This window comes from Halomicrobium zhouii (genome assembly GCF_900114435.1).
GTDB lineage: Archaea > Halobacteriota > Halobacteria > Halobacteriales > Haloarculaceae > Halomicrobium > Halomicrobium zhouii.
In genome coordinates this window covers 253299-274857 of record NZ_FOZK01000003.1, presented here as the reverse complement: position 1 = coordinate 274857, position 21559 = coordinate 253299, and the positions used below count along the sequence as shown (strand labels likewise).

Here is a 21559-nt window from a genome sequence, read left to right as displayed (position 1 = left end):
ACGGCGACTGGGCAGTCGAAGATGGGATTGCTCGTTCTCCACGTGGCAGACGGCGCCGTCGGGCGAGCGACTGCTGCCCCAGGTTACGGCCGCTCCGAGTCGGACGGGCACAGGATTGCACGAACGGAGAGGGGGTGGTACCCCCAGCGTGTGACACTACGGAGCCTGGTGGCTCCACGTTAGCATTCACCACCCTTTCCCATAAGTAGTGTATACCGTTCAGGGCCGTAGGAGGCTCCTACGCCCGTTATCTGATTTTATTCGCCGGCGTCCAGTATCGATTCGACGTCGACGCCGCCGTCGAGGAGTTCCCGCATCCGTTCGACGGTCGCCTCGCTTCGCGTGCGGCCCGAGCGCAGCACTTCCTCGACCCGGTCGATGGTCGTCCTGGTGTCGGACTGGACGAGGAGGATCGGAACGCCAGCGTCCGCTGCCTTCCCGAGGACGGCGCTCGGCGGGCGGAATCCACCGGTCAACAGCATGGCTTCGATTCCCGACGCCTCGAGCGCGGCGGCCTGGACCTCCGACCGGTCGCCGCCGGTGATCATCACGGCGTCGCGGGTCCGACGGAACTGCGTGAGCGCGCTGTTGCCGCCCATGGCGCCCACGGTGAAGCGCTCGACGTGGGCGTCGAGTCCTGCCTCGGGCGTGAGCACGTCGCAACCGAGACTGTCGGCGAGTTCACGTATCGTGACGCCCGAGAGCTCCTTGACGTTCGGGAGCGCGCCGAACACCGGAACGCCCCGTCCCTCCAGGAACGGGAGGACGTCGTCGGTCAGCACGTCCATCTGCGCGTCGGCGACGCCGTTGAACAGGACGCCACCGAGGTTGTCGCCGATGCGCTCCGCGCTGGCGAGGACGTCGTCCGTGTCGCCCACGGCGTCGAACTCGGAGACGAGCACCACGCTGGCGTCGATGGCCTCGGCGATGTCGACGTCCGTCAGGTCCACCATGCTCCCCGTCGAGAGGTCGTCGCTGCCCTCGACGATCATGAGGTCGGTGTCCGCCGAGAGGTCCTGGAAGCTGTCGACGACGCGCTCCCGGAGTTCGTCGGGGTCCTCGCGGCCGCGGACGACCTCCTGGACGAACGTCGGCGAGTAGACGATGGGCTCCATCTCGTGCATCTCGGCGTCGAGGCCGAGCAACTCGCGGGCCAGCATCGGGTCCTCGTCGCGCGTCTTGCCCACCGCGCTCTGCAGGCGGGTCCCCTTCGGCTTCATGTACCCCACTGTCTTGCCCTGATCCTGGGCCGTTCGCGCGAGCGCGAGCGCGATAGCCGTCTTGCCGATGCCGTCGTCCGTCGAAGTGACGAGTACTGTGTTCATAGTTCCTCCTGGTCGATCGTGAGTCGCAGGTCCACCGCCGTCGCACCGTCCGGCGCCGCGACGAGGGGATTGATGTCCAGTTCGAGTATCGCCGGGAAGTCGGTCACCAGCTGGGAGAGCCGCTGGACGGTCTCGACGATGGCCGACTCGTCGACGCGGTCCCGGCCGCGCGCGCCGCGCAACAGCGGCGCCGAGTCTATCTCGTCGAGCATCGCCGTGGCTTCCGGTTCGGAGACCGGCGCGACCCGGACCGTCGTGTCTTCCAGCACCTCGACGAAGATGCCGCCGAGGCCGAAGAGCACGAGCGGGCCGAACTGCGGGTCGCGGTTGACGCCGAGGATCGTCTCGGTGCCCGATTCGAGGTCGACCATCTCCTGGACCTGGACGCCGAGGATGGTGGCGTCTTGCTGGTAGTTCCGGGCCCGGACCACAAGGTCCTCGAAGGTGTCGCGGACGTCCTCGGGCGCGACGCCGACCTCCACGCCGCCGATGTCGGACTTGTGGAGGATGTCGGGGCTGACGATCTTCATCACGACGTCGTCGCCGATATCGCGGGCGATCTGCTGGGCGTCACCCGGCGAGTTGACGACGTTACCCTGCGGCGTCGGGATGCCGTAGGCGTCGAGCAGGTCCATCGCCTCCACGCCGAGGCGGTTTCGCCCGCGCTCGGCCGCGTCTTCCAGGATGTCACGCGCCCGCTCCCGGTCGACGTCGAAGGTCTCGGGCTCGACGTACTCGCGGGACTGGATCTCGCCGTAGCGCCGGAGCGCGTCGAGGCTGTCGACGGCCCGTGCCGGGTCGAAGTACGTCGGGACGCCGGCGTCGTTGAGCATCGGGGCGGCGTCGCCGACGGACTTTCCGCCCATCAGCGTCGACGCGATTGGCTGGTCGAACGCCGACTGCTGTTCGACGATGACCGCCGCCAGCTCCTCGTAGGAGAGCACCGCCGTCGGGCAGGCGACCACGACGGCCATCGCGACGTTCTCGTCGGCGAGCACCGTCTCGAGTGCCGCCTCGAACCTGGCCGCGGGCGCGTCGCCGATGATGTCGACGGGGTTGTAGATGTTCGCCTCGTCGGGCATCGTCTCCGAGAGTTTCTCTATCGTGTGGTCCGAGAACTCCGCGAGCCCCATCCCTGAATCTCCCACGGCGTCGGTCGTCATCACGCCGGGGCCGCCCGCGTTGGTCACGATTGCGATCTCCTCGCCGTCGGGCAGGGGCTGGTCGGAGAGTATCTGCGCGTAGTCGAACAGCTCCTGGACCGTCTCGACGCGGATGGTGCCGGCCTGTTCGAGTCCGGCCTCGTAGGCTCGTTCGGACCCGGCGATGGCACCAGTGTGGGACGCGGCGGCGCTCGCACCAGCGTCGGTCCGTCCGGACTTGACCAGCACGATCGGTGTCTCCTGGGTGACCTCTCGTGCCGTCTCGATGAACGCGGCACCGTCGCTCACGTCTTCGAGGTAGCCGAGGATCACGTCGGTGTCGGGGTCGTCGCCCCACTGGTCGACGAAGTCGCTCTCGTCGAGGACGGCCTTGTTGCCCAGCGAGACGATGTCCTTGAACCCGACGTCCCGCTCGGCGGCCCAGTCGAGGACCGCGGTGACGAACGCGCCCGACTGGCTCATGAACGAGACGTCGCCCTCCTGGGCCATCTCGTTGCCGAACGTCGCGTTGAGGCCGACGGGAGTGCTCATGATACCCAGCGAGTTCGGGCCGACGAGGTTGAGGTCGTACTCGGCGGCGACTTCGCGCAGCGCCCGCTCGCGTGCGGCCCCCTCGCTTCCCGTCTCGCCGAACCCCGCCGTGATCACCACGACGTTCCGGATACCGGCTTCACCGGCCTCGCGGATGCTGTCGACCGCCACGTCCGGCGGGACCACGACCACGCCGACGTCGATAGCGACGTCGTCGACGTCGGCGACCGAATCGTGGCACTCGAGCCCGAACACGTCGTCCTGGTAGGGATTGACCGCGACGACGTCACCCTGGAACGACTCGAGGAGGTTCTCGGTGATGGCGCGACCGACTGCCCCCTCGCTGTCCGTGGCCCCGATTACCGCGACACGTTCCGGCGCAAACAGGGTAGATAACTGTCCCATTCCTCGCGTACACGTTCGTCCGTCGCCCGCAAATAACTGCTGCTACTGGCAGGTCACCGGCGGATTATACTGGGGGTGTTTTTATTGACTCCGTCGCCGTCGGTCTGGATTCGATTCAATCGGTGGACCAGTGCGTTCGCCGTATCGTTTTTCCCCGCTGGTTTCGAAGCCTCGGCTGTGACGACCCCTGGTGAGGACTCCGACCTGTTCGACGCCGACGTACTCGGGGTGGCGGCCCGAACTCACGACGTGAGCGAATCCGATCTGTCGGACGCCGTGACACGCCACCAGGAGAGCGTCGAGGCGCTCCCGGGCGTCGAGAACCTTGCCTACGAGTGGCGAAGGCAGTGCGAGTCGCCGCTCATCGAGCGAACGCCCGACGCTTACTACCTCGCAGTTCCCGACCACGTCTGGGACGAGTTCGGCGACGCCCTCGGCCTCGAGGACGCGATGCTCGACGCCGTCCGGGACGTTCATAGACGAACCGCCGATGATCGAACGGACGCCCCGCGAGAACCCCCTGGCCGTCAGGCGTACGTAGTCCTCGACAGATCCGTCGGCGACGGAGCGGCGGACGAGGGGTGACGTCCCACGCGGACCCACAGAACGTCGGGAGTTTATTCGGCAGACCAAAACATTTGTTATCGAATCGGAAACGAAGCTTTCCGATAGAGGTGTCTTTAAGTGACTGGCGTCCCAATCTGTTGATAGCTATGAGTCAGCAAGAGGAGTCCGTCCACCGCACGTTCGGCAGCGTCGAAGAGAACGCCCTTCGCATCCCCGAGGACAAGGCAGAGCAGATCATCGACGCCCTGAACGCCGACCTCGCGGATACGTACGTACTGTACCACCAGCTCAAGAAGCACCACTGGAACGTGGCCGGGGCGGAGTTCCTCGAACTCCACGAGTTCCTCGGAGACGCGGCCTACCACGCCGAGGAGGGCGCCGACGAACTCGCCGAGCGCCTCCAGGCCCTCGGCGGGACGCCCGCCGCCGGCTTCGATCAGATCCAGGACGCGGCGACGGTGACGCCCGAAGGCGAGGACGTCTACACGATCCGCGCGTCACTGGAGAACGACCTGGAGATCTACGGCGACATCATCGAGTCGCTGCGCGACCACGTCGAACTCGCCCAGAACCTCGGCGACCACGCAACCGCCGAGATCCTGCGCGAGATCCTCGTCGAGGTCGAAGAGGACGCTCACCACGTCGAACACTACCTCGAGAACGACACGCTGGTCGCCGAGACCGCGCAGTAGAACGTTCGAGCCGGGGAACCGCTCGGAGAATCGGCCTTCGAATTTATCGGTCGAGTTCGACCGTGAGATCCGTCGCGATCCAGCCGTCGGAGTTGCCTTCTTCGGTGAAGACGGTCCGTTCCGGATTGCAACAGTGGGCAGTCACCGTGGTCTCATCGTCGACGTCTGGCAGTTCGACCGCGTCCGGGGACTCGCTCATCGAGTACGATTAGGCGTCCCTAAAGCTAAAAGGATTTTGGTCGGCCTAAACGCGGCGCGGCGGCTTTTTATGATACTGTCTCCAAGAGGCTGACATGAGTTCTTCGCCCGACGACGCCGACGTCGGTCCACTGGTCGCCGATCTCGTCCGAACGTTACAGGAACTGGAAGAAGAGTTCGAACCGCGAACGGAGCGCGGCCTGCCGCGCCCGCCGTCGCCCCGGGAGCTGATGCGCTTTACCAGCGACGTCGGTATCCCCGGCGTCATCCTCCTCCTGCGGACCAACATCGAGGCACTGAAGCTGTTACAGCGAGCGTTGCGGATGGCCGACGGCCGGACGCCGACGACGGGAACGGGCAGCACCGAAGTCCGACAGCGCGCCGAACAGCTGAGCCGGACGACGCTCTCGCGACTCGACGGTGCGCTCGCAGACCTGCAGGACGCCGTCGAGGGGCGGCCAGAGGACGACGACGCACGCGAACTGCTCGACGAGGCTCGCGGCCTGCAAAACCAGGTCGAAGCGAAGCTACGAGAGCGAGCCGACGACGACCCGGCCGCCGACTCGACCGACTCCGGCGTCCCGGCAGAACCGGTTCCCGACGAGTCCGTCCCCGTCGACGTCGACGCGGAACTCGAGTCGATCAAAGAGGAGTTCGGGGACGGTAACGGCGACTCCGAGGGCGACGCTACAGGAGACGGTGACGGGAGCGGCGACGATAGGGAGACTGGTGATCAGGGCGACGGATCCGGCGACGACGCTGGGAACTGACGAGCGAACGGAGAAGACGCAGCCTCGATAGAACTGGGTGCCGGCGAACGACCCGTGGTGCTGACGACCGATCGAAACCGCTCACTGGACAGGTTCGAATCTCCGCTTCCCTACCGTGGTTCGCGGATGAAACCGCTCACTGGACAGGTTCGAATCGATACCCGTCCCACGCCTGACTCTCCGGTTCCTTGATCCCGGCCTCTGGGTCCCGCAGTTCCTCGGCGTACACCGGTTCGACCGAGTCGCCGGTCTCGACGTCGGCGTCTTCGGTCACCTGGCCGATGGCACGGACCGAATCGTCGCCGCCGTCGGTGACGTCGCTCACGTCGAACTCGACGATGGCGATGGTGTTGGGCGCGCGGACGCCGGGGGGCGTGGCCGTCGACGTCGTCCACGTGACGACCTCGCCGGTGCGGTCGGCCAGGTCGACCGTGTCGGTCTGGGGTTCGTGGCACGTCGGACACAGCGTGTGGCCGGGATACGTCACGTGACCGTTCGGACAGATGTGTGCGTCGAACGTCATTGGCTTGCCTCCATGATCGTGGTGATGACGCAGTTGCCGAAGCCGCCGACGTTGCAGGCCAGGGCCGTGTCGGCCTCGACCTGTCGCGGACCGGCGTCGCCGATAACCTGTTTGTAGATCTCGTAACCCTGCGCGACGCCGCTGGCGCCGAGCGGGTGGCCCTTGGACTTCAGGCCGCCCGACGTGTTGATGGGGAGTTCGCCGTCCCGTTCGGTGCGGCCATCCTCGACGTCTTTCCAGGCCTCGCCGTGGTCGGCGAAGTCCAGGCCCTCCATCTGGAGGAACTCGAGGATGGTGAACATGTCGTGGAGCTCGGCGACGTCGACGTCGTCGGGACCGATGCCGGCCATCTCGTAGGCCTGTCTCCCAGATTCGACGACACCGCCCATCACCGTCGGGTCCTCGCGCTCGTGGACGACGTGGGTGTCCGTGGCGCCGCCGATACCGCTGACGACGGCGTAGTCGTCGGTGTACTCCTCGGCGACGTCGACCGGACAGAACAGCAGCGCCGCGCTGCCGTCCGTGATGGGACAGAAGTCGTAGAGGCGCAGCGGGTCGGCGACGATTGGCGAGTCCAGAATCGTCTCGACGTCCACCTCCTTCTGGAACTGGGCGTGGGGATTGTCCACGCCGTTGGCGTGGTTCTTCGCGGCGACTTTCGCCAGCGAGTCCCGGGGCGCGTCGAACCGTTCGAGATAGTGCCGCGCCGTCATCCCCGCGAAGGATGGCAGCGTTACGCCGTGTTTGTACTCCGCGGGGTGGGTGATGGAGGCGATGACGTCGGTCGCCTCCGCGGTCGTCCTGTGGGTCATCTTCTCGCCGCCGACGAGCAGCGTCATCTCGCTGGCGCCGGAGGCGATTGACTGCCAGGCCTCGTAGATCCCGGCACCGCCCGAGGAGGAGGTCTGGTCGACCCGCTCGCTGTAGGCCGGCATGAGGCCCAGGTCGTGGGCGAGCGCGTTCATGATGCCGCCCTGCCCCTCGAACTCGCCGCTGGCCATGTTCGAGACGTAGAGGTGGTCCACTTCGTCCGGAGCGACGGCTGCGTCGGCCAGACAGGCCTCACCCGCCTCCGCGATCAGTTCGCGGATCCAGGCGTCGCGTTGCCCGAACTGCGTCATCGACGCGCCGATTACTGCGACGTCCATGTCCGGTGTCTCTCGTGGAGGGGTTGTGTTCGTTGCGGTTCTCACAGTATCCGCTGGGGCCACACCGACGTACTGGTCCGCTGCCAGCATGGTGCGTCGACCTGGCCAACATATTTTCGTCGGAAGCCCCGACGTCGTGGTATGGCTCGATCCTGGATCCAACTCGAGTGTCCGGCCTGCGGCGAAGACTGGGAAGCGGACCCGACGGACCTCCCGTCGCACGACGCGACGTTCCAGTGCCGCAGCTGCGGCGAGGAGCGACTGATGGCCGAGTTCACGAAGACCCAGCGGAGCCTGGAGATACTCAAGGAGTTCCAGTGAGCTGAACGGGGATCAGAAGGGGTAGTCCCGGCGCTCGTGCTGAAGGGAAATCCACTTCTCCTCGGTGACTTCGTCGAGAATCGCGGTGGTGTTGAACGCGCCGACGCCGGAGGCCTTCGTCCCGCTGAAGGGGACGTGGGCCTCGTCGTTGATCGGCTGGTCGCCGACGTGGACCATCCCGGTGTCCAGCCGCTCGGCTATCTGCATCCCCGTCCCGACGTCGCCGGCGTGAACGGACCCCGACAGGCCGTACTGGGTGTCGTTGTGGATCTCGACGGCCTCGTCGACGTCCGAGAACGGGATGACGGGCGCGATAGGCCCGAAGTGTTCGTGGCACGCGGCGGACATCTCGTTGGTCATCCCCGACAGAACCGTCGGCGCGACGAGCAGCGAGTCGTCGACGCCGTCCATCGGGACTGTCTCACCGCCCGTCTCGACAGTCGCTCCCTCCTCGACCGATTCGTCGACGTACTCGAGCATCTGGTCGCGCTGGGACTCGCTGATGATCGGTGCGACGACCGTCTCCTCGTCGTGTGCGCTGCCGACCGGGAGCGACTCGGCGCGCTCGGTGAGCCGTTCGACGTACTCGTCGTAGACGTCCTCGTGGACGATGTGGCGGTTGATGGAGATGCAGACCTGTCCCTGGTGGACGAACGAGCCGAACACCGCCGAGTCGATCGCCGCGTCCAGGTCCGCATCGGCCGTGACAATGTGGCCGTTGTTCCCGCCGAGTTCCAGCGAGACCGTCGAGAGGTTCTCGCCGGCCGTCGCGCCGACGCCACGGCCCACGGGCGTCGACCCGGTGAACGTCACCACGTCGCTCTCGGGGTGACCGGCCACCGCGTCGCCGATATCGGACCCCCGTCCGGTCACGACGTTGACGACGCCGTCGGGGACGCCCGCTTCTTCGTACAGTTTCGCGAAGAGCAACCCACCCGTTATGGGCGTGTTCGTCGCGGGTTTGACGACGACGGTGTTCCCCGTCGCGATGGCCGGGCCGATCGCCCGTCCGGAGAGGTTCACCGGGAAGTTCCACGGCGAGATGACGGTGACGACCCCCTGCGGGACGCGCCTGACCAGGTTCTCCTTGCCGGGAACGTTCGAATCCGCTTGCTCGCCCTTCATTCGTCGCGGGAAGGTGGCCGCCTCGGCGGCCTGGTCCGATGCTATCTGGACGGAGGTCGCGCCCATAATTTGTGACCCGCCCGCCTCGTGGGCCAGCAGTTCGCTTATCTCCGCCTCGTACTCGTGGAGTAGCTGGGCGAACTCGCGGGCCACGCGCTCACGCTCGGCCGGCGGTGTCTGCTCCCACTCGGGCTGTGCGGCGGCGGCCGCCTCGTACGCCGCGTCGACGTCGGCCTCCACGCCGGCCGGAACGCGCGTTATCTCCGCTCGCGTCGACGGGTCTTCGACGGAGATCTCGTCGTCGCCCTCGGAGGACACCCACTCGCCGTCGATGTACTGTGCGTTCCAGTCGGCGTCGATGGAAAGGTCTGGAGACATCAGTCTCACTTGCAGTGGCTCACTGATAAGTCGCGCGCGCTATCAGTTCGACTGCTGGACGAATAGTGCGCAGTCCCACGGGTCTCTGGACACGAATGCCGACGCCGACGACGAACTCGATCCGTTACCGGGGGAACGCCCGCCCGGCGGCTTTCCACTCCTCGCCCTTCCGTACGTTTCGCGGAACACGACGTTTTCCGAACGAGCGCATGCGGTCGGCGAAGCACCACTCGTCGACGTACTCGACGGTCTCGGCCTCCCGGGCCGCCGCCGCGGCTCGCTGCTGGTCCGTCAGGTGCGCGCCGACGGATGCGACGATCGCGGCCGCCTCGGCCGCCGTCGCGTCGGCCGGGACGTCGACGGCGACGTCCGTGTCGGCCAGCGTGAGCGTCACCGGTTCGGACGCCGCCGCGCGCTCCCGGTGTGCCGACTGGTCGTCTGTCGATTCGGACCGGCCGTCCGGAGAGTCGAGCGACGACATGGTCACAGGGGGATGTTCCCGTGGTCCTTCGGCGGCGTGTCCTCGCGCTTGCGTGTCAGCAGGTCGAGGTCGTCGACGAGGCGCTTCCGCGTCTCCTTCGGTTCGATGACGTCGTCGAGGTAGCCCCTGCGTGCCGGGCCGTAGGGGTGAGCGAACTCCTCGCGGAACTCGTCCATCAGCTCCTCGCGGCGGGCGTCGGGGTCGTCCGCGTCGGCGATCTCCTGGCGGTGGAGGATGTTGACTGCGCCGCGCGGGCCGAGCACCGCCATCTCGGAGCCGGGCCAGGCGTAGTTGACGTCCGAGCCGAGGAACTTCGAGGACATGACGATGTAGGCGCCGCCGTAGGCCTTGCGAACGACGACGGAGAGCAGCGGGACCGTCGCCTCCGCGTACGCGTAGATGAGCTTCGCGCCCCGGCGGATGATACCGTTGTGTTCCTGCTCGGTGCCGGGCATGAACCCGGGGACGTCCACGAACGAGAGGACGGGGACGTTGAACGAGTCACAGGTGCGGATGAAACGCGCCGCCTTCTCGGAGGCGTCGATGTCCAGCGTGCCCGCGCTCACGCGGGGCTGGTTGGCGACGATTCCGACCGACCGGCCGTCCATCCGGCCGAAGCCGACGACGACGTTGCGGGCCCAGTTCTCCTGGACCTCGAAGAAGGAGTCCTCGTCGACGACCCGGTCGATGACCTTCGTCATGTCGTAGGGCTTGCGCGGCGCGTTCGGGACGATGTCGGCCAGTTCCGGCACCTCCCTGTCCGGTTCGTCCCAGGGCTGGACCCGCGGCGGGTCCTCCATGTTGTTCTGCGGGAGATAGGAGAGGAGCCGCCGGATGTTCTCCAGGGCCTCCTCCTCGGAGTCGTACGCGAAGTGGGCCACGCCCGACTTCGAGGAGTGTGAGCCGGCGCCGCCGAGTTCCTCTTTGGACACCTGTTCGCCGGTGACCGTCTCGATGACGTTCGGGCCGGTGATGAACATGTGGCTGGTGTCCTCGACCATGAACGTGAAGTCCGTCAGCGCGGGGGAGTAGGTCGCGCCGCCGGCACACGGCCCCATGACCGCCGAAATCTGGGGGATCAGGCCGGAGGCCTCCGTGTTGCGATTGAATATCTTGGCGAAGCCGACCAGTGAGTCGACCCCCTCCTGGATGCGTGCGCCGCCGGAGTCGTTGAGTCCGATGACCGGGACGCCGTTCTCGATGGCCCGGTCCATCACCTTGCAGATCTTCTCGGCGACGACTTCGCCGACAGAGCCCCCGAGGACCGTGAAGTCGTGGGCGAAGAGGAACACCTTCCGGCCGTCGACTTCACCGTAGCCCGTGACGACGGCGTCGCCGGGGAACGTCTTCTCGCCCATCCCGAAGTTGGTCGAGCGGTGTTCGACGAACGCGTCGACTTCCGTGAACGTCCCGTCGTCGACGAGGAAGTCGACGCGCTCGCGGGCGGTCATCTTCCCCTTCTCGTGCTGGGCCTCGATTCGCGCCTCGCCGCCGCCGCGTTCGGCCTCGCGTCGTCGTTCCCGGAGTTCCTCGACCGGGTCCGACGGCTCGGTCGACTCGGCCGCGTCGTCGCCGTCTGACTCTTCTTGCTTGCTCACAGCCGCTCACCTCGGCGACGCGTCAGCACGCGCCCCACCGCAGGCCCGCTATCGGCGTGGAATTCGGGCTCGACGGGGTCGGGTTCCGGATTCGAAAGAGTGCCCACGTGGGCGACAGGGCGTCGGGCCGGACTCGACCCGTCGCGTCTCGCGTTCATGTACACAATCGGCGCTCCGAGCCAAATAATAGTTTACCCTGTCCGTCGAAACGGGGCGACTGGGTACCGGTGGACTAGTCGGCGACGGTCCCCGGCGGTTCCTCGCGGCCGACACGAATCTCGAAGGCCTCGATGTCCTCGTAGGAGGCGACCTGGTCACCGACGTCGACGGGCCCGTCGTCGGTGGCGACTGTGAGCGTCGCCACCTCCCGGTTCTGGCCGAACGTCGCCTCCGAGATGCGTCCCTCGACGACCCAGTGGTCGCCGGTTTCGACGTCCCGGCCCTCGATAGTCGCGTAGAAATCGCCCTCGAGCACCTGCAGGTCGGAGATGCACCGGCGAATCGTCCCGTAGCGCCGCGGGAACGGGAGGTTCTCCCCGTCGGAGTAGATCTCCTCGGCGGTCGTCCACAGCACCATGTTGAAGAAGCCGGAGACGAGAAAGCCAAGCTCCGAGCGGTTGAAGATGACGCCGTAGCGGTCGTTGTCGCCCCGAATACTCTCTCGCGTCGCGTACATCGAGTAGTTCCCGTCCGCGACGGCGACGACGGGTGTCGTGATCCCGCGCCTGGCCCGGACCGTCGACGCGATCGAGGGGTAGTCGACGTCGTCGGCCGAGGGGGCTTCCGTGGCCGGGGAGACCAGTATCTCGATGGCGATGCCACCCTCGGCACGTTCTTGCAGTTTCCCCGCGAACCGTTCGAGGAGGCCGGGGGTCAGCGACAGCATCAGTTCGTACTCGGCCGACGCGATGATGTCGTCCAGGTAGCGGAGGATGCTCGGTCGCGACTTGACGAGGGAGACCGCCTCCGGTTTCCGCGTCGGCGCGGTGTAGCGCTGGGACAGGTCCTCGACCAGTTCGTCCAGGGACTCCTGCACTTCGTCGAAGGCCTCGCGCGGGTCGATAGCGAGTACCTTCATCGGGCGGGTGTCCTTCAGTTCGACCAGTCCCACGTCACTCAGGCTGCGCACCGTGTCGTAGACGCGCGGCTGTGGGATGTCGGTCGTCTCGGACAGTTCCGACGCCGTCACCTCTCCGTGTTCGAGAATTGCGAGATAGGCGGAGACCTCGTACTCGCCGAGATCGAAGTGCGTGATGACCCGTTCCAGTGCGTCCCTCAGATCGGGGGCAGCCATGGGCGAGCGTTCGGTGACGTTCACAATCAGTCTTCCGACAGGAGGCCACGGGAACAGGCACGGCGCTACCGACCTCCGATCTGGACGGCCTCGGCGAATCCCGCAGGCGCACGTGGGCCGCCTCGACGTGACGTTTCCCGCAACCGTCCCGTGACGAACCGAACCTTCTTTGCGACCAATCGAACCGTTCCCGCAGCGTCGCTTTTCCCGTTCGCTCTCTAGCCCCCAGTTAATGAGTCTGTTCGCAGAGATAACGGTGCCAGTCGACGAGTTCGCACTGTCCTCGACGCTGCAGGCCGTTCCGGACGCGACGGTCGACATCGAACGGGTCATCGCGACGGACGACGACATCGCGCCGTACTTCTGGGTCGCTACTCACGATTTCGCGGCCTTCGAGTCGGCCGCAGAGTCGGACGAGACCGTCTCGCAACTCGTCCGGCTGGACGAATTCGAGGATGCGGGGCTCTATCGGGCGGACTGGACGGAGTCGGTCGAGCCGGTACAGCACGCTTACTCGGAACTTAACGCCGGCATACTCGAAGCGAGCGGGCGACGCGAGGGATGGGAGATCCGCTTCCAGTTCGACGACCGCAGCCAGTTACAGTCGTTCTGTGAGTTCTGCGAGGGGGCGGGCGTCTCGTTCCAGCTGTCCCGGTTACACGAGATCGAACGGGCGGAACCGGCCGAACAGTACGGCCTGACTCCGAAACAGGAGGAAGCCCTCCTCACGGCGTGGGAGCTTGGGTTCTTCGACACCCCGCGGAGCGCGACGCTCGGGGCAGTCGCCGATGAACTCGACATCAGCAAACAGTCCGTGAGCGACCGGATCCGACGGGCGAATCGCAACTGGATCGCCGACGCGCTCGTGGTCGAACCCGCCGAGGTAACCGCAGACTAGCGATGGGGGACTTAAAGAGTTGAATTATGAGGCTCCCACTTTGCCGTGGTGGGGCCGTTCCACTCTCGTACGGATGACAGGCACAACGACCTCCGATCCGATTCTGGACGTCTTCGCCGACCGCCGACTCAGGACCGTCGTTTCGGTCCTCGAAACGGCGGGGGAGACGCTCACGATCCGGGAACTGGCCCGTCGACTCGAAGCGGGCGAACCGACGTCGTCAGTGGCCGTCGAGGCCGTCGAGGCCGTCGAGAGAGAACTGTACCACGATTGCGTCCCGCGGCTCTCCGAGCACGGGTTCGTCTCCTTCGACCGGGACGCGATGACGGTTACGTTATCGTCCGACATCGGGCGGTTCGAAGCGGCGGCGACCGCCGCCGAGGAGCGTCTCGACACGGTCCGGGACTGAGCCACCTGGACTGAAACAGACGACGAGAGCGAAGTGTCCTCGTGGCTGAAGGCCCGTCTCACGTGAGGTCTGGTCCGACCGGTCTCTCACTCGATGGCGACGGCTCGTCCTTCCTCGCTCGACCGGTAGATACCGTCCATTATCTTCTGGACCTCCAGACCCTGTTCGACGGTGTTCATGACCGGGTGTTTTCCTTCGGCGACGGCCCGCAGGAAGTGCTGCTGTTCGATGCCGTGGGCCTCCCGGTCCGTCGTCTCGACGTCGATGTCCCGGTGGTGGTTGACGCCGTCGTCGGCCGTCTCGTGGACGGTCATCCCCTCTTCGGAGATGTCGAACTGTGCGCCGGCGTCCGTGCCGCGGACGAAGAAGTCCTGGCTGGGTTCGCGGTTCGCCGCCCAGGCGACTTCCAGCGAGATGGTGGCGCCGTTGGCACAGCGGATGAACGCGGTGGCGGAGTCCTCGACGTCGAAGTTCCCGACGCCGCGGTCCTCGCCCCACATGTAGAGGTAGCTGTACTCCTCCTCTGAACCGAACTGTGACCGGGTCGTCGCCGATACCTCCTCCACGTCCGGGTAGCCCATGAGATAGAGTGCGAGATCGATAGCGTGCGTTCCGATGTCGATGACGGCGCCGCCGCCGGAGACGTCCTTGCGGGTGAACCAGCTCCCACGGCCGGGGACACCGCGTCGCCGAATGTAGTTGGCCTCGACGTGGTTGACGTCGCCGAGTTTGCCCTGTTCACGGTAGCTGTTGAGTACCTGGACCGGGCCCCAGAACCGGTTGTGGAAGCCGACCATACAGAACCCCTGGGCGTCACGGGCGGCGTCGGCGATGCGCTGGGCGCTCTCGAGCGTGTGCGCGAGGGGCTTCTCGACGAGGACGTCGAGGCCGGCCTCCAGCGCGGCGACGACGTACTCCTCGTGGAAGCGGTTGGGCGTCGAGACGACGACGGCGTCGACGAGTTCGTACATCTCGGCGTGGTCCTCGAACACTTCCGCGCCGTAGTCCTCGGCGAACATCGCGCGCGCCTCCGGGGAGACGTCGGTGCCGGCGACGACCTGACCGCCGTGGCCGATTATCTCGTCCGCGTGGAGCTGGGCGATGTTCCCGAGGCCGACGAAGCCAACGCGAACGTCCGAGACAGCAGTCATCTCGCTCCTCCACCGGGCCGGTGAGAAGTGGTCAGGAATCGAACGACGGGGGAGGGGTGTTCTGGTATGGCCATCATAATACTCGTTAATTGGTAGTAATGGCTACACTCGCATAAACGGTGAGGTTTCATTTAGTACACCTGTTGTTCCTGATCGCCATCACTCGGTAATCCAGGATTCCTCGTCTCGTTCCATCGTGGAAGCCGACTTCACTGTAGTAAGCTACGGATAAACGACACGTACTGCCCAGACTGAAACGAACAGAACCCACAAATTAGAGACGGGTCGTGGCGCCGCCGCTGTGTTGCGGTAGTCGTCGCAGAACGGCTCCCGAATCCGAACGCGGCCGGTAATCTCCTGTTTCTCTCGGCAGAAGCAGTACGCCCGCTGTACTGTGCAGGGAGAACCGGGGGGACGATTCGAGGGAGAGCAGCCGTCAGTACTGCGGTAAGCAGAGCCTACGACGGCAGACCGGTCTCGAGGGACTCATTCATAGTGGTGCTTGGAACTATTTTCAGGAGGCAGACACTACCAGTGGTGAACCGGAGCTGAACCAGCCGGTTGCGAAGAGACACCGGTAACGAATTACAACCGCCTCTATCGGGCCGACCGTTCGATCGTCTCGAGGTTGGATGCGAGGTCCGCCATCGCCTTGCTCGAAGACACCTCCTGCCCGACGGCGCGGTTCGCCTGCTGGGCGACGAGGCTCGCCTGGTCGTTCCACACCCGCGTCACCGGCGCCGGCATCGCGTTCGCGCCGGCGACGCCGAAGGTTGGTGCGTACTCGCCGACTCCCTCGGCGTTCCACACGTCACCCGACTCGTACAGCGCGGGCCGTGGCGGCAACCACCCCAGGATAGCGATCAGGTCCGTCTGGAAGGCCGGGTCGGTCACCACCTCGAGGACCTGCGCGACCGCGTCCCGGTCCCGGCTGTCGGAATCCACCGTCACGTATCGACCGCGCACAGCCGACGTCGTCCCGCCAGTACCGTCTGTGCGGGCCTCGTCCTCGGTGACGGCGTACGGGAGAGGGATGGCACCAATCCGTTCGGCGCGCTCGGACGCGCCCCCGTCTTCGAGGTCACTGACGATCGCCGTCAACGTGCTCGCCCAGTTGCGGTGGAACACCGCGTCGCCGTTCGTGAACGGAACCCGTGACCCCTCCTCGATCCAGCCGAGTATCTCGGTCGGCGCGAACCCCCCGGCGTACGCTTCCAGCCCCGACACGCCCTCGTCGTGGACGAACTTTCGCATCATGTTCAGCGACCGGACGACTGGGTCGGCGCCGACGGTGATGGGGCGCTCGCCGACGGGCCCGAAGAGGTTGTCACGGCCGCCGAAGTACGCGCCGCCCCAGGAGCTCATCACCTCGTTGAACGTGCAACAGGCCGTCCCCTCGTAGATGTCCCACTGGGTCGTAAAGCCGTACTCGACGCCCGCGTGGTCGGTCACGTCCGCCGCGACGTTTGACCACTCCTCCCACGTCATTGGCTCGGTCGCCCAGTCGTCTTCGACGGGGTCGTACCCCGCTGCCTCGACGAGGTCCGTCCGGTAGAGCATCGTCCCGAAATCCGCGGAGACCGGCACGCCAAACTGTGTTTCCCCGTCGGGACTGCCACCGAGCGCGGCGAGCGCTTCGAAGTACTCCCCGTCGGCTTCCGCCAGGCGCTCCTCGGAGACGAGCGCAGAGAGTTCGGCCAGCTGGCCCCGAGCGGCGAACGGGATTACCCAGTCGGATTCCACGAGGAACACGTCAGGACCGCCTTCGTCCGACGCGAGGGCCTGTTCGAACTCGGCGAGACGCTGGGCCGGGTCCGGGTCTCCGGGCTCGAACCGCACGTCGACGTCGGCGGAGAGGCCGTGGTCGTAGAGCGCGCGCTCGATCGCCTTCCCCTCCGCTTCCGTGAGTGGTTCGAACGCCCACCTGACGGTCGAGTCGTCTGTCGTCTCCCGAGTCGTACCCACCGTCTCACTCTCGGACCGTTCCGTCACCGTCGCTCCGTGTGGGGTTTCGCGGCCCCCGATCGGACAGCCCGCCAGTGCCGCGGCGAGACCGGTCCCGGCGGTGCTCGCGAGGAATCGACGTCGCGAGACGGGACGCCGTCCGTCACCAGGACCGCACTCGTCAGTCATCGACATCCGACGTATCGTGGCACGGACGGTTAAAGCGTGAGGGATCCCACAAGCAGACCACCGGCGTCGGAGTGGTTTGGACCCCAGGAGGCGGGCCCGACCATCACGATTCGCGCACCAACGTTCAAACGGCAGCGCCACCTCTCTAGCAGATATGCGCGGTCTCTCCCGGTTGCATGACCCCGCCCACACTGGGCCGAACCGGTGCCTGCCGTGTACCGCGGTCAACGGCGTCCTCCTCGTCGTCGTCACTGCGCTGGTCGCCGTAGCGTCCGCCCCCTGGCTCGCCGTCGCCGTGCTCGTCACCGGGGCGGTCCTCGTCTGGCAACGCGGCTACCTGGTCCCGTACACGCCGCGCTTTGCCCCGGGGATCGTCGAGACGCTTCCGCTCCCCGACGACTGGTTCCGGAACCCGCCACAGCAGGGCTCGCTCTCGGACGACGAATCGGTCGACGGTGGGGACGTCCTCGCGGCGCTAGACGTGGCCGGCGTCGTCCGACTGGAGGGTGAGGACGTGGTACTCGAGGATGCGTTCGAACGACGCTGGCACGAGGAGATGGCAGCCCTCGCGGATCGGTCGCCCGCGGCGCTCGCGGAAGCGGCCGCATCGATCCCTTCGGTCGAATCCGTCGAACACGTCCGGTCGGGCGGGAACCGCTGGTTCGTCGTCGACGGCCGCCACGACCTGATCCCGCGTCCCATCGTGGTCGCGGAACTCGCCGCCGTCAGGACGCTGCCCGACGACGTCGAGCCGGAAGCGGTACGGCTGGCGGCCTCACGGGTGCTCCGGCAGTTCCTCGAGGCCTGTCCGGTGTGCGAGACCGAACTCGTCCCGTCGTCGACGACCGGCTGTTGCGGATCACCTCGAGACGCACAGGAGACGCGCGTCTGTCCCGAGTGTGAACAGCGAGTACTGACGATTCCGGAACCCGATTCGGCAAGCGAAGCGTAGCCCTCCCTCGAGCGGCTAGTAGAGCTGCCGTTCCCGCTCCTCCCGCTCGGCCTCCTCCTCGCGTTCGGCTTTCAGCTTCCGGCGACCCCGCCTGTACTGGACGATCCCCGGGACGATCTTGTTCTTCAGGTCGAACAGGAAGGAGACGATACCATACACCCAGAAGAAAAAGAGGACGACCATCCCGCCCCAGTAGACGAGCGCGACTGTCTCACCCGCCATGGTCAGTCGTCGGTCTCCGCAGGGGACCCTGCCGCGCCGTCGGCGTCCGGCGGCGAGACGATGCCGTGCGTCAGCGCCTGGCCGCTGGCCGCGTCGAAGAGGTGGACGTTGCGCCGGTCGAGGACGACGTCCATCTCCTGGTCCTCCGTGATGTCGGTGTTGGGATCGATGCTCATGAGCAACTGGTCGTTCGTTGCCGCCTCCTGGGCCATCGACGTCTCGCCCTCGCCCATCAGCAGGTAGGTGAATATCTCGTCGCCCATCGGTTCGAGGACGTCGGTGATCACCTCGATCGGTCTGGAACCGCTGGCCAGCGACGCCGCCTCCGACGCCGGGTAGACGTCCTCCGGCCTGACGCCGATGGTCACCGCGTCGCCGACTCCCACCCCCTGGAACGCCGCGTGGTCGAACTCGAGGTCGAAGTACTCGGACTCCAGCCCCGATTCGGTGACGGTCCCGTCGACGAAGTTCATCGACGGCGAGCCGATGAAGCCGGCGACGAAGAGGTTGGCGGGCTCGTTGTAACAGACGAGCGGCGGGTCGATCTGCTGGAGTTTGCCCGCGTCGAGGACGGCGATGCGGTCGGCCATCGTCATCGCCTCGGCCTGGTCGTGGGTCACGTAGATTATCGTCGTGTCCAGTTCCTTGTGGAGGCGCTGGAGTTCCGTCCGCATGTGGACGCGGAGTTTGGCGTCGAGGTTCGCCAGCGGCTCGTCCATCAGGAAGACGTCCGGTTCGCGGACGATGGCGCGCGCGATGGCGACGCGCTGGCGCTGGCCGCCGGACATCTCGTCGGGCATCCGGTCGAGCATCCCCTCTAGCTGGACGATGTCTGCGGCGTGCTCGACGCGGCGGTCGATCTCTTCCCGCGGGTAGTCGCGCAGCCGCAGCCCGAAGCTGATGTTGTCGTAGACGTCCATGTGGGGAAACAGCGCGATGTTCTGGAACACCATCGCGACCCCGCGGTCTTTCGGCGGCAGGTTCGTGACGTCGCGGTCGCCGATGGTGACGGTCCCCCCGGAGGGGGTGGTGAGTCCGGCGACCATCTCCATCGTCGTCGACTTGCCACACCCCGACGGCCCGACGAGGCAGACGAATTCGCCGTCGTCGATGTCGAGGTTCATGTCGTCGACCGCGGTGACGTCTTCGTAGCGTTTCGTGACGTGTTCGAGTTTGAGTCGTGCCATGGTTACTCCTTGAGTGCGCCCGCGGTCAGCCCGCTGACGATGCGTTCCTGGGCGACGACGACGAGCAGGACGACGGGCAGGACCCCGACGATGCTCGCGGCCGCCATGAGGTTGAACTGGGTGGTGTACTGGGTCTGGTAGCTGAGAATGCCGCCGACGAGGGGCGACCAGTTGCCCGCGGCAAAGGACGTCGCCATGATCGTACTGAAGAAGTACTCGTTGTAGACGGCGATGAACGTCAGGATGGCCGCGGTCGCCACGCCGGGCGCCGACAGCGGGATGATGACCCGGAACAGCGCGCCGATCCGGGTCGTCCCCTCGACGCGGGCGGCGTCCTCCAGTCCGTCGGGTATCTGGGCGTAGAACGTCGTCAGGATGAAGATGGACAGCGGCAGAAACAGCGCGCTGAAGGGGATCACCATCGAGCCGGGCGTGTTCAGCAATCGCGGCGGCGTGAACAGCGGGATCTCGGTGAACGGGATCGTTATCGGGACGTTGCCGGTGAACGCCTCGAACAGCGGGATGACGAACGCGGCCGGCGGGAAGTAACTGATCGCGAGGATGCCGAGCATCAGCGCCCCCCGCCCCGGGAAGTCGAGGCGGCCGAACGCGTACCCCGCGAGGCTGGCGATGACGAGGACGATGACCGTCGTCGTCACCGCGAGCGCGAAGCTGTTGAGCATGAACAGGTGGAACGGCACCTGCTCGAACACCGAGACGAACGCCGCGGGATTGAATCCCTTCGCCACCGGCAGCGGGAACTCGGCGGCCGCCCCGAACAGGTCGATCTGCGGGAGGAAGCTCCCCTGCAACAGGCGGCTCTGTGGCGTCAGGGCCAGCACGAGCAGCCAGTAGAACGGGAAGAGTGTCGTCACCATGAAGAAGATCATGACCACGTAGAACAGGGCGCGGTACACCCGCTCGGGGTTCTGCATGGCCCGCTGGGTCCAGCGTTCGAGCGGGCCGCCCTCCGTCTCGTCCGGTTCGACTCTGTCGTCGCGTCGGTCTGGCGTCGCCATTTCAGATACCCTCCTTGTACTGCTGGTAGATGATCGCAGTCACCGCGACACCGATGATGGCCGCGGTGACGAAGGCGATGGCCGCCGAGGTTCCCTGTCTGGTCAGGAACGTCGTGACGACCATGCAGGACAGCGACGGCACGACCTCGCAGCCGGCGACCGCGTCGATGAGGCCGTAGATGCGCATCGCCTGGACGGTGCGGAAGAGTACGGCGATTCCGATGGTCGGCAAGATGAGCGGGAACGTGATCAGCTTGAACTGCTGCCACCGGGTCGCGCCGGCCACCTTCGCGACGTCGTAGAGGTTCCGGTCGATGCTCTGGAGCCCCGCGAGGATGAGCAGCGCCATGAACGCCGACGTCTTCCAGATGTCGGCGACGGTAATGATGAACAGCGCGCTCGCCGGGTCGTTGAGCGTGTTCCGCTCGGCGAGCAGCCCCAGGTCGGCCAGCGGCTGGACGAGAAATCCGATCTCGGGGTGGAACATCAGGAAGAAGATCATCCCCTGGATGACGATGGGGACGGCCCACGGGATGATGATCGCCGCGCGCACCCAGCGCCGGCCTGGGAAGTCCTGGTCGAGGACGAGCGCCTGCCCCAGGCCGATGACCGTCTCGAAGGACACCGCCACGACCGCGAACAGTAGCGTCACGACCAGCGCACTCGAAATCATCGCGTCGAAGGTCAGGCTGGTCGGCAGGAACGTCGACGTCCCGGGGAGCCACCGGTCCTTCTCGCCGGTGAATAGCTCGACGTAGTTGTCGAACCCGACGAACGTCTGGGACGCCTGGTTGATGCTGGTCTCGAACAGCGAGAGCTCGAACGTCCGCAACAGCGGATACAGCGCCACGATTCCGAGGAGGACGAACACGGGCGACAGGAGCAGGTAGGCGTACTGCGTGTCGCTCAGGTTCTCTACTCGCCGCGTCAGGGTGACCAGCGGTCCGGTCCGCCGAGACTCGCGACCGGATTCGGTCGCCGGTTCCGGCGTCATCGACTGGTACCCCGTTCCGTTGCCAGGTCGTTCATGGATAGTGTGTGTCGGTCGGAGTTAATCTGGAAGCGCTCG

At 66.2% G+C, this 21559-nt stretch carries 22 protein-coding genes; 7 read left to right on the top strand and 15 right to left on the bottom strand.

Going from position 1 to position 21559, the window contains the following annotated elements:
* Positions 1 to 257: 257 nt before the first annotated feature.
* A complete protein-coding gene (locus tag BM337_RS15040; protein ID WP_089817464.1) occupies positions 258 to 1325 on the bottom strand; it encodes a phosphotransacetylase family protein in 1068 nt (355 codons plus the stop codon).
* Positions 1322 to 3424 carry an acetate--CoA ligase alpha subunit gene (gene acs, locus BM337_RS15035; protein ID WP_089817463.1) on the bottom strand — a complete coding sequence of 701 codons (2103 nt, stop codon included), beginning with the start codon at positions 3422 to 3424 and terminating at the stop codon, positions 1322 to 1324. Before acs ends, BM337_RS15040 begins: the two co-directional genes overlap by 4 nt.
* A 177-nt stretch (positions 3425 to 3601) precedes the next feature.
* Here acs and BM337_RS15030 point away from each other — a divergent pair, with 177 nt between their 5' ends.
* Both BM337_RS15030 and dpsA read left to right on the top strand, forming a co-directional pair.
* Positions 3602 to 4009 carry a DUF8048 family protein gene (locus BM337_RS15030; RefSeq protein WP_089817462.1) on the top strand — a complete coding sequence of 136 codons (408 nt, stop codon included), beginning with the start codon at positions 3602 to 3604 and terminating at the stop codon, positions 4007 to 4009.
* 128 nt (positions 4010 to 4137) lie between these two features.
* Complete coding sequence (dpsA, locus tag BM337_RS15025; protein ID WP_089817461.1) at positions 4138 to 4683, top strand: DNA starvation/stationary phase protection protein DpsA; 546 nt, start codon at positions 4138 to 4140, stop codon at positions 4681 to 4683.
* A gap of 43 nt (positions 4684 to 4726) precedes the next feature.
* Here the strand turns inward: dpsA and BM337_RS21235 are convergent, their stop codons facing one another.
* On the bottom strand, positions 4727 to 4882 hold the full coding sequence (locus BM337_RS21235; RefSeq protein WP_177227556.1) for a hypothetical protein: 156 nt from the start codon (positions 4880 to 4882) through the stop codon (positions 4727 to 4729).
* 94 nt (positions 4883 to 4976) lie between these two features.
* Here BM337_RS21235 and BM337_RS15020 point away from each other — a divergent pair, with 94 nt between their 5' ends.
* A complete protein-coding gene (locus tag BM337_RS15020; protein ID WP_089817460.1) occupies positions 4977 to 5651 on the top strand; it encodes a DUF7547 family protein in 675 nt (224 codons plus the stop codon).
* A gap of 136 nt (positions 5652 to 5787) precedes the next feature.
* Here BM337_RS15020 and BM337_RS15015 read toward each other — a convergent pair whose 3' ends face one another.
* Positions 5788 to 6174, bottom strand: coding sequence for a Zn-ribbon domain-containing OB-fold protein (locus BM337_RS15015; protein WP_089817459.1), 387 nt, complete (start codon positions 6172 to 6174; stop codon positions 5788 to 5790).
* Positions 6171 to 7322 (bottom strand): thiolase family protein, encoded by a 1152-nt coding sequence (locus BM337_RS15010; protein ID WP_089817458.1) that lies wholly within the window; start codon positions 7320 to 7322, stop codon positions 6171 to 6173. Before BM337_RS15010 ends, BM337_RS15015 begins: the two co-directional genes overlap by 4 nt.
* A 141-nt stretch (positions 7323 to 7463) precedes the next feature.
* Between BM337_RS15010 and BM337_RS15005 the strand changes: the two genes are divergently transcribed.
* Entirely contained in the window at positions 7464 to 7643 is a 180-nt protein-coding gene (locus BM337_RS15005) for a DUF7836 family putative zinc-binding protein (protein WP_089817457.1), read from the top strand.
* Between the two features lie 12 nt (positions 7644 to 7655).
* On the opposite strand, the gene BM337_RS15000 is transcribed toward BM337_RS15005, so the two are convergent.
* The 4 genes from BM337_RS15000 to trmB form a co-directional block, all read right to left on the bottom strand.
* Positions 7656 to 9146 carry an aldehyde dehydrogenase family protein gene (locus tag BM337_RS15000; RefSeq protein WP_089817456.1) on the bottom strand — a complete coding sequence of 497 codons (1491 nt, stop codon included), beginning with the start codon at positions 9144 to 9146 and terminating at the stop codon, positions 7656 to 7658.
* Positions 9147 to 9270: 124 nt separating this feature from the next.
* Positions 9271 to 9627, bottom strand: a complete 357-nt coding sequence (locus BM337_RS14995) for a DUF8022 family protein (protein ID WP_245778682.1) — start codon at positions 9625 to 9627, stop codon at positions 9271 to 9273.
* Between the two features lie 2 nt (positions 9628 to 9629).
* A complete protein-coding gene (locus BM337_RS14990) occupies positions 9630 to 11225 on the bottom strand; it encodes an acyl-CoA carboxylase subunit beta (RefSeq protein WP_089817455.1) in 1596 nt (531 codons plus the stop codon).
* Positions 11226 to 11457: 232 nt separating this feature from the next.
* Positions 11458 to 12519: an HTH-type sugar sensing transcriptional regulator TrmB gene (gene trmB / locus BM337_RS14985; RefSeq protein WP_089817454.1), complete on the bottom strand. Its 1062-nt coding sequence runs from the start codon at positions 12517 to 12519 to the stop codon at positions 11458 to 11460.
* 232 nt (positions 12520 to 12751) lie between these two features.
* On the opposite strand from trmB, the gene BM337_RS14980 reads away from it, so the two are divergent.
* Both BM337_RS14980 and BM337_RS14975 read left to right on the top strand, forming a co-directional pair.
* Entirely contained in the window at positions 12752 to 13417 is a 666-nt protein-coding gene (locus BM337_RS14980; protein ID WP_089817453.1) for a helix-turn-helix domain-containing protein, read from the top strand.
* Between the two features lie 73 nt (positions 13418 to 13490).
* A complete protein-coding gene (locus BM337_RS14975) occupies positions 13491 to 13826 on the top strand; it encodes a DUF7344 domain-containing protein (protein WP_089817452.1) in 336 nt (111 codons plus the stop codon).
* Between the two features lie 86 nt (positions 13827 to 13912).
* On the opposite strand, the gene BM337_RS14970 is transcribed toward BM337_RS14975, so the two are convergent.
* Both BM337_RS14970 and BM337_RS14965 read right to left on the bottom strand, forming a co-directional pair.
* Positions 13913 to 14977, bottom strand: coding sequence for a Gfo/Idh/MocA family protein (locus tag BM337_RS14970; RefSeq protein WP_089817451.1), 1065 nt, complete (start codon positions 14975 to 14977; stop codon positions 13913 to 13915).
* A 597-nt stretch (positions 14978 to 15574) separates the two neighbouring features.
* Positions 15575 to 17110: an extracellular solute-binding protein gene (locus BM337_RS14965; RefSeq protein WP_089818166.1), complete on the bottom strand. Its 1536-nt coding sequence runs from the start codon at positions 17108 to 17110 to the stop codon at positions 15575 to 15577.
* Between the two features lie 154 nt (positions 17111 to 17264).
* Between BM337_RS14965 and BM337_RS14960 the strand changes: the two genes are divergently transcribed.
* Positions 17265 to 18062, top strand: coding sequence for a DUF8054 domain-containing protein (locus BM337_RS14960; RefSeq protein WP_089817450.1), 798 nt, complete (start codon positions 17265 to 17267; stop codon positions 18060 to 18062).
* Positions 18063 to 18077: 15 nt separating this feature from the next.
* Here BM337_RS14960 and BM337_RS14955 read toward each other — a convergent pair whose 3' ends face one another.
* Genes BM337_RS14955 through BM337_RS14940 form a run of 4 tightly spaced genes read right to left on the bottom strand, consistent with a single transcriptional unit; the run spans position 18078 to position 21484 of the window.
* Positions 18078 to 18284, bottom strand: coding sequence for a DUF8005 family protein (locus BM337_RS14955; protein WP_089817449.1), 207 nt, complete (start codon positions 18282 to 18284; stop codon positions 18078 to 18080).
* Positions 18285 to 18286: 2 nt separating this feature from the next.
* Positions 18287 to 19471 carry an ABC transporter ATP-binding protein gene (locus BM337_RS14950; protein WP_089817448.1) on the bottom strand — a complete coding sequence of 395 codons (1185 nt, stop codon included), beginning with the start codon at positions 19469 to 19471 and terminating at the stop codon, positions 18287 to 18289.
* A 2-nt stretch (positions 19472 to 19473) separates the two neighbouring features.
* Positions 19474 to 20490 (bottom strand): carbohydrate ABC transporter permease, encoded by a 1017-nt coding sequence (locus BM337_RS14945; RefSeq protein WP_089817447.1) that lies wholly within the window; start codon positions 20488 to 20490, stop codon positions 19474 to 19476.
* Between the two features lies 1 nt (position 20491).
* Positions 20492 to 21484 (bottom strand): carbohydrate ABC transporter permease, encoded by a 993-nt coding sequence (locus tag BM337_RS14940; protein WP_089817446.1) that lies wholly within the window; start codon positions 21482 to 21484, stop codon positions 20492 to 20494.
* Positions 21485 to 21559 lie beyond the last annotated feature (75 nt).